General features: G+C 72.7%; 6 protein-coding genes. All 6 read right to left on the bottom strand.

Features of this window, described 5'->3' with window-relative positions; translation table 11 throughout:
• Positions 1-17 precede the first annotated feature (17 nt).
• Positions 18-1,232: a precorrin-6y C5,15-methyltransferase (decarboxylating) subunit CbiE gene (cbiE, locus tag ACFRCG_RS40605; RefSeq protein WP_380041027.1), complete on the bottom strand. Its 1,215-nt coding sequence runs from the start codon at positions 1,230-1,232 to the stop codon at positions 18-20.
• Between the two features lie 117 nt (positions 1,233-1,349).
• Positions 1,350-2,750: a cobyrinate a,c-diamide synthase gene (locus tag ACFRCG_RS40600; RefSeq protein WP_380041025.1), complete on the bottom strand. Its 1,401-nt coding sequence runs from the start codon at positions 2,748-2,750 to the stop codon at positions 1,350-1,352.
• Entirely contained in the window at positions 2,747-3,361 is a 615-nt protein-coding gene (cobO, locus tag ACFRCG_RS40595; protein ID WP_078978638.1) for a cob(I)yrinic acid a,c-diamide adenosyltransferase, read from the bottom strand. The genes ACFRCG_RS40600 and cobO overlap by 4 nt, the downstream gene beginning before the upstream one ends.
• Before the next feature lie 336 nt (positions 3,362-3,697).
• On the bottom strand, positions 3,698-5,770 hold the full coding sequence (locus ACFRCG_RS40590) for a putative cobaltochelatase (protein WP_380041033.1): 2,073 nt from the start codon (positions 5,768-5,770) through the stop codon (positions 3,698-3,700).
• Between the two features lie 479 nt (positions 5,771-6,249).
• Positions 6,250-7,071, bottom strand: a complete 822-nt coding sequence (locus ACFRCG_RS40585) for a MetQ/NlpA family ABC transporter substrate-binding protein (protein WP_078978637.1) — start codon at positions 7,069-7,071, stop codon at positions 6,250-6,252.
• A gap of 82 nt (positions 7,072-7,153) precedes the next feature.
• A complete protein-coding gene (locus ACFRCG_RS40580) occupies positions 7,154-7,810 on the bottom strand; it encodes a methionine ABC transporter permease (protein WP_380041023.1) in 657 nt (218 codons plus the stop codon).
• Between the last annotated feature and the right edge of the window lies 1 nt (position 7,811).

The following is a 7,811-nucleotide window of genomic DNA, read 5'->3' as shown; positions in this document are numbered from 1 at the left end:
TGTCTGCCGCTCACCCGTCAAGAACGATCCCCCCACACCACGAAAACCGGGTGCGCCGGCTCCAGCCCCAGCGCCCCACCGCTCGGCGCCGACAACCGCGATGCCTGCAACAGGCAGCCGTCCACCGTGTAACCCGCGCGCTCCAGCACCGCGCGCGCCTCGGCCACCCGGTCCACCTCGGACAGTCCGGCGACGATCCGCTCCGGACGCCGCGCCGCGCACGCCGCCAGCGTCGAGGGCCCGCCCCCGCCGACGAACACCACGTCGGGCAGCGGCAGTCGGGCCAGCACCTCGGGCGCCTTGCCGTGCACCACCTGGACCTCGACGCCGAAGCGGGAGGCGTTCTCCGCGATCAGGTCGCACCGGAACGCGTCCTGCTCGATCGCGACCACCGCCGCGCCGTGCCGGGCACACTCCACGCCGACCGAACCGCTGCCCGCGCCGACGTCCCAGACCAGATCCCCCAGCCGCGGCCCCAGTCGGGCCACCGCGAGCGCGCGCACCTCGGCGCGGGTGATCGCGCCCGCACGATGCGCGTACGACTCCTCGACCAGCGCCCAGCCGCGCACCGACCCCGGAAACCCCGGCCGTTCGCCGGCCAGCCAGCCCGCCGCGGCGCCCGCGCGCGGCGCCGGACCGATCACGATCACCACGTCCACGTCGGACCACTCGTGCCCGATCGCATGCTCCGCGGAGACCATCGAGATCTCCTCGTCCTCCGTGCCCAGCCGCTCGCAGACCACGAACGTGCGCGGCACGTCGGTGAGCAGCGCGGCCAGTTCGGCCGGCCCCGCACCCGAACCGGTCAGCACCGCGACCTTGCCGAACGCCCGGCACAGGTTCGCCGCCCGACGCACGTCCCGGCCCAACGCGCTGACCACACGGGCGTCGTCCCACGCCATCGAGGCCCGGGCGAACGCCAGGGCGACCGAGGACACGGCGGGCACGATCTCCAACTCCAGGCCGTACTCGGGCCGGCGCAACAACCGCACGATCCCGAAGAAGCCGGGATCGCCGATCGCGAGCACCACCGCGATACCGCGATGCGCGCCGATCCGCTGCGCGGCCACGTGTACGTTGCCCAACACCACCCGCTCGGCCCCGTCGGGCACCTCGACGGCCGCCAACACCCGCTCCGGCCCGGCGACCAACGTCGCCGCCCGCAGCGCCTCGACGGCCGGCGCCGACAGCGGCCCGCCGTCGTACCCGATCACGGTCACCCGATCAGCCATGGCCATCCCCCTTCACCGCGCCGAACCCCGGGGGAGGTTCCGCACGGACCCGCGGCGCCCGTGGCCGGGCACCCGTACCCGACACGACGTCGGCTCCCCCACCCGAGGTTGCGCCGATCACGCACCGAGAGTGACTCCCTCCCCGGTCCCCGAGGTCACACCCGTCCCCGCGTCCGCCGCACACGCGTCGACGAACCGCCGGGCCAGATCCGGCGCGCCCGCCCAATGGGTATGCAGGTACGACGCGTGCACCGACCCCACGACATGCCCCTCGAAGCCCGTCTCCCCCAGGCTCCACGCGGGCCGGCCGCCCGCCCTCGGGGTGAGCGTGGTGCGATGGAACTCGTGTCCGCGCACCACCCGTCCGGTCACCGCGAGCACCGAGTCGTGCGCCGCCGTCGCCTCGCGATAGCCCAGGGTCAGCCGCTCGGTCATCCGCGCCTCGGCGGGCAACACCCCGCACATCGGCGCCCCGTCCAGGCTTCGGGCCAGATACAGCAGCCCCGCGCACTCCGCCGCGATCGGCCCGCCGCGCCCGGCCAGCGCCACCACGTCCGCGCGCAGCGTCGCGTTCGCCGCCAACTCGGCCGCGTACACCTCGGGAAACCCGCCGCCCACCACCAGGCCCGCGGTCCGCTCGGGCAACCGCTCGTCGCGCAGCGGATCGACGGTGACCACCTCGGCCCCGGCCGCGCTCAGCAGTTCGGCGGTCTCGGCGTAGGCGAAGGTGAACGCCGAGCCGCCCGCGAGGGCGATTCTCGGCCGGCCGGCAACCGGGCCGCCGACCTCCCGGGCCGCGTCCCACGGCGCGTCCGGCAGCGCCCCCGCACCCGCCGCGATCCGTCGTACGGCGGCCAAGTCCACGCTGCGCGCGATCAGTTCGCCAAGCGCCTCCACCGTGCGCACCGCGTCCGCATGCCGCTCGGCGACCGGGACCAGGCCCAGGTGCCGGGCGGGTTTGGCGATCGTGTCGTGTCGGCGCAGCACGCCCAGGACGGGCATGCCGATCTCGTCCAGCGCCTCGCGCAACATGCTCTCGTGCCGGTCCGAGCCGACCCGGTTCAAGATCACCCCGGCCACGCCCACGGCCGGCTCGAAAGTGTCGAACCCGCGCACGAGCGCGGCCACCGAACGGCTCTGCGCCCGCGCGTCCACGACCAGTACCACAGGCGCGCCGAGCAACCGCGCGACATGCGCGGTGGAGGCGTATCCACCACGCCCGGCCGCGCCGTCGAACAGCCCCATCACGCCCTCGATCACGGCCAGATCGGCACCGCGCGCGCCATGCGCGAACAGCGACCCGATCCGCTCCTCCCCCACCAGGAACGGATCGAGATTGCGCCCGACCCGACCGGCGGCCAACGCGTGATATCCGGGATCGATGTAATCCGGCCCCACCTTGTGCGGCGACACGACATCCCCGCGCCGGGTGAACGCGGCGATCAGCCCGGTGGCGACGGTGGTCTTCCCGTGCCCCGAGGCGGGCGCGGCGATCACCACCCGCGGCGGAGCACTCACCACTCGATACCCCGCTGGCCCTTTTGCCCGGCGTCCATCGGGTGCTTGACCTTGGTCATCTCGGTGACCAGGTCGGCGGCCTCGATCAGGCGCGGATCGGCGTCGCGACCGGTGATCACCACGTGCTGGCTGCCGGGCCGATCCCGCAACACCGCGACCACCTCGTCCACGTCCACCCAGCCCCACTTCATCGGATAGGTGAACTCGTCGAGCACGTACACCCGATACGTCTCCGCGGCCAGGTCCCGCTTGATCTGCTCCCAACCCTGCCGAGCCGCCTCCGCGTGGTCCTCCTGGGTGCCCTCACGCTGAATCCAGGACCAGCCCTCACCCATCTTGTGCCAGGTGACCGGCCCGCCCTCCCCGGTCTCGTCGTGCAGGCGCCCGAGGGTGCGCAACACACTCTCCTCGCCGACCTTCCACTTGGCCGACTTCACAAACTGGAACACCCCGACCGCCCACCCCTGATTCCACCCCCGCAGGGCGAGCCCGAAGGCGGCCGTCGACTTCCCCTTGCCGGCGCCGGTATGCACGACAACCAACGCCCGATTCCGCCGCTGACGCGTAGTCAGCCCATCAGCAGGCACATGCACGGGAACACCCTGCGGCACAACGACCTCCGTCAACCCAAAGACCCAAGGCAAGGCCCCGGGCCAACCGATTCAACCCACCCGACACTCGAAAACACCCGCGGCAGGCACAACGAATCGGCAACCCGATCCGCCGAACCACCCACCTCGGCCCGTCCGGCGCTTGAGAACATCCACCGCAAGCACCCAAAACCCCGACCCGAGCCGACCAACTTCAGCCCGTCGGGCGCTTGAGGACGCTCGCCGCAGGCGCCCGAAAACCGCGACCCGACCCGCGTGACGCAACCCGTCCCCGCCCGTCCGGGCCGGCCAACCACGCCCGGGCCGCCGGGCCCGACCGCGTGAGGACCAACCACGTCACGCCACCGAGCGCACATCCCGCACCAGCCCCGCCAGCCCCTCCGCCGCGAGTTCGTCCAACGTCACCACCGGCCCACCCAGATCCCCGGCAAGCCGGGCCGCCAGGCCCAACCGCACCGGACCGCTCTCGCAGTCCACCACCAACGACGCGACACCCCCGGCCGCCAACAGCCGAGCCGCCCGCCGGCTTTCCCCCAGCGCGTCCCGCCCACCCGTGGCCCGCCCGTCGGTGACCACCACGAGCAGCGGCCGACGCAGCGGATCACGCAGCCGCTCCACCCGCAACGTCTCGTGCGCACGCAACAACCCGGCCCCCACGGGCGTCCGCCCCCCGGTCGGCAACGCCGCCAGCCGCGCCGCGCCGATCTCCACCGACGACGTCGGCGGCAGCGCCAACGACGCACCCGCACCCCGGAAGGTGACCAGCCCGACCTTGTCCCGCCGCTGGTAGGCGTCCAGCAGCAGGGACAACACCGCGCCCTTGACCGCCTGCATGCGCTTGCGCGCCGCCATCGACCCCGACGCGTCCACCACGAACAGCACCAGGTTGCCCTCGCGCCCCTCACGGACCGCCTCGCGCAGATCGGTGCGCCGCAGCAGCAGCCCCGCACCGGTACGTCCGCGCGCCTTCTGGTGCAGCGCCGCCGCCCGCACCGTGGCGGCGACATGCAGCCGGGTCACCCGGCCCGCGGCGACCTGCGCGCCGGTGGTACGCCCACTCGCGGTCCGCGCGCGCGAGCGGCGCCCGGCCGCGCCCTGCCCGACCCCGGGCACCGCGAACAGCCGGGTGCGATACGGCTCGGCCGCCGCCACCGCGGCCTGCTCCCGCCCACCGTCCGAACCGGCCGGCGCCCCGGCCACCGGAGCATCCTCGGTACCGGGCGCCGAACTCGGCGCCGCCTCGGTCGGCTTCGACCCGCCGCCCCCCGACCCGTCCGCCCCGTCCGAGCCATCCGACCGGTCCGCACCGTCCGACCGCTCCGACCCGTCCGACCCCGCCGGCGGCTCCCCGCCCCCGCCCGGCCCATCCCCCTCGGGCTCCGGCTCGGGCTCCGGCTCCTCCGGATCCCGCAACGCCTCGTCGAGCAGCGCCTCATCCAATCCGGGCGCGTCGAACGGATTGCGTCGCCGCCGGTGCGGCAACGCCAACAGCGCGGCCTGCCGCACGTCCTGCGCCGTGACCTCCGTCCGCCCGTGCCAGGCGGCCAGCGCGATCGAGGTACGCGCCGTGACCAGGTCCGCCCGCATCCCGTCCACCTCGAACGACGCGCACACCCGGGCGATCCGCTCCAGCTCGGCGTCCGGCAACCGCACGTCGGCCAGCACCTTCCGGGCCGCCAGGATCCGTCCGGCCAACGCCGCGTCCTCGTCCGCCCACCGCGCCGCGAACCCGTCCGGGTCGGCCTCGTAGGCCAACCGGCGGCGCACCACCTCGGCCCGCTCGCGCGGCTCCCGGCTCGCCGCCACCTCCACGGTCAGCCCGAACCGGTCCAGCAACTGCGGCCGCAGCTCGCCCTCTTCCGGATTCATCGTGCCCACGAGCAGGAACCGCGCGGCGTGCCGCACGGACACCCCCTCGCGCTCCACGTGCGAGGTACCCATCGCCGCCGCGTCCAGGAGCAGGTCCACGAGGTGGTCGTGCAGCAGGTTGACCTCGTCGACGTACAACACGCCCCGGTGCGCGGCGGCCAGCAGCCCGGGTTCGTACGCCTTGACGCCCTCGGTGAGCGCACGTTCGATGTCCAGCGAGCCGGCCAGCCGGTCCTCGCTGGCGCCGACCGGCAGTTCCACCAGACGCGCGGCGCGCGAGACGCCGCCGACCGCGGGATCGTGCGGGCCGTCGGGGCAGTGCTGGTCCGGCCGAACCGGTTCGCAGGAGAAGCGGCAACCCGGCACCACCGCGACCTCGGGCAGCTGGCTCGCCAGCGCGCGCACCATGGTCGACTTGGCGGTGCCCTTCTCGCCTCGCACCAGCACCCCGCCGACCGCGGGCGAGACCGCGTTCAACACCAGGGCCAAGCGCAGGTCGGCCAGTCCGACGATGGCGGAGAACGGGTAGGCGGCGCTCATCGGCGCCGGCCCGGCGTCGTCGATCCGCCGTCGGATGTCCGTACCGTGCCCATCGGTACGACGATCGCCGGGAACATCGGTATCAAGCACGCAGGCATGCGCCGTCGGCCTCCCTCGGGTGTCCACGCCCTGGTCGGTGGCGGGACCCGCGTTCGGGGTCCCGGACAGCGGCAAGTCTCTGGCTCACGCCCGCCCGAGGGCGTGCGTTCACAGTGGCGGGACCGCTCCGGGTTGCCGCATCGCACCGTCGCCTCCGGATGTACCGGCATCGAGGTGTGGTCCGCGTCCGGTACGGCCGCGAACACACCTCGACACCGGGCCCGAAGGTGCTCCGCGCGATCCGCCGGATTCCTTCCCTGCTGTCGGCCACACCCTCTCACATGCCCCGAAACACGCCACGGCCCCCGCCGGATGAATCGGGCGGGGGCCGTGGTGGGTGTGTGCCGCGGCGCGGGCGGCGGGGTCACGCCGCCGGGCGATCAGAACGCGGCGAGCACGTTGCCCTTGTACTCGTCGGCGATGTACTTCTTCACCTCGGGCGAGTTCAGCAGCTTCGCCAGCTTCTGCACGCGCGGGTCGGTGTCCTTGCCCTTCTTGACCACCAGGACGTTCGCGTAGGGGTTGTTGTCGGCCTTCTCGACCGCGATGCCGTTCTTGCCCGGGGTCAGCCCCGCGTCCAGCGCGTAGTTGCCGTTGATCACCGCGCCGTCCACGTCGTCCAGCGCGCGGGGCAGCTGCGCCGCCTCGATCGCCTTGAACTTCAGCTTCTTCGGGTTGTCGGCGATGTCCTTCTCGGTCGCCGTGGTGGTCGCGCCGTCCTTGAGCTTGATCACACCGTTGTCGGCGAGCAGCTTGAGCGCACGACCGCCGTTGGTGGCGTCGTTCGGGAACGCGATGGTCGCGCCGTCCTTGAGCTCGGCGAGCGACTTGACGTTCTTGGAGTAGAGCGCGAGCGGCTCCAGGTGCACCGGCACCACCGGGGTCAGGCTCTTGCCCTTCTCCTTGTTGTACTCCGCCAGATACGGCTTGTGCTGGAAGAAGTTGGCGTCGACCGCGCCCTCGTCCAGGGCCGGATTCTGCTGGGTGTAGTCCGAGAACTCCTTGATCTCCAGCTTCAGGCCCTCCTTCGCGGCGAGGTTGTCCTTGATGTACTTCAGGATCTGCGCGTGCGGGACGGCGGAGGCGGCGACCTTGAGCGGGTCGGAGGCGGACGAGCCCTTCTTGTCGTCGCTGCCGCAGGCGGCGAGACCGAGTCCGAGGGCGGCGACGGCGGAGATGGCGACGAACTTGTCGATACGCACGAAGAGTGCCTTTCCTGGTGGTGCGGTGTACGCGGGCGGAATGCCTCGCGTCGTACGGTGGCGCGGGCGAAGTGCCGCGTGTCTAGCGGTGGGCGAGCCTGCGGGAGAGCAGATCGCCGAGGAATTGCACGAGTTGAACCAGAACCACGAGCACCGCGATGGTGACGAGCATCAGGTTCGTCTCGAAGCGTTGGTAGCCGTAGCGGATGGCCAGGTCGCCGAGCCCGCCGCCGCCGACCACACCCGCCATCGCGGAGTAGCCGACGATCGCGACGACGGTCACGGTGATCGCGGAGATGATCGACGGCACCGCCTCGCGCACGAGCACCTTGCGCACGACGGTGAACGTGCCCGCGCCCATCGACTGGGCGGCCTCGATCAGGCCCCGGTCCACTTCGCGCACCGCGGTCTCCACCAGGCGCGCGAAGAACGGGATGGCGCCCACGGTCAGCGGCACGATCGCGGCGTCGGTGCCGATGGTGGTCCCGGTCACCCAGCGGGTGAACGGGATCAGCGCGACGAGCAGGATCAGGAACGGGATCGACCGCCCCACGTTGACCACCAGGCCGAGCAGCTTGTTCGCCGGCGCGAAGGACAACGGCCCGCCGCGGTCGGTGAGCACGAGCAGGAGCCCGATCGGCAGGCCGATCAGCACGGTGATCAGCGTCGCGACGCCGACCATGTACAACGTCTCCTGGGTGGCCGTCTCCACCAGTGGCCGCATCTCGGACCAGGTCATC

It is taken from the genome of Embleya sp. NPDC056575 (assembly GCF_042793325.1).
Classification (GTDB): domain Bacteria; phylum Actinomycetota; class Actinomycetes; order Streptomycetales; family Streptomycetaceae; genus Embleya.
The sequence above is the reverse complement of the archived record's forward strand: the minus strand, read 5'-3'. Positions and strand labels throughout refer to the sequence as shown.

Excerpts from the sequence above, each read along its gene's own strand:
- ACFRCG_RS40590 (WP_380041033.1), bottom strand. The coding sequence starts at position 5,770 with ATGAGCGCCGCCTACCCGTTCTCCGCCATCGTCGGACTGGCCGACCTG.
- cbiE (WP_380041027.1), bottom strand. The coding sequence starts at position 1,232 with ATGGCTGATCGGGTGACCGTGATCGGGTACGACGGCGGGCCGCTGTCG.
- ACFRCG_RS40580 (WP_380041023.1), bottom strand. The coding sequence starts at position 7,810 with ATGACCTGGTCCGAGATGCGGCCACTGGTGGAGACGGCCACCCAGGAG.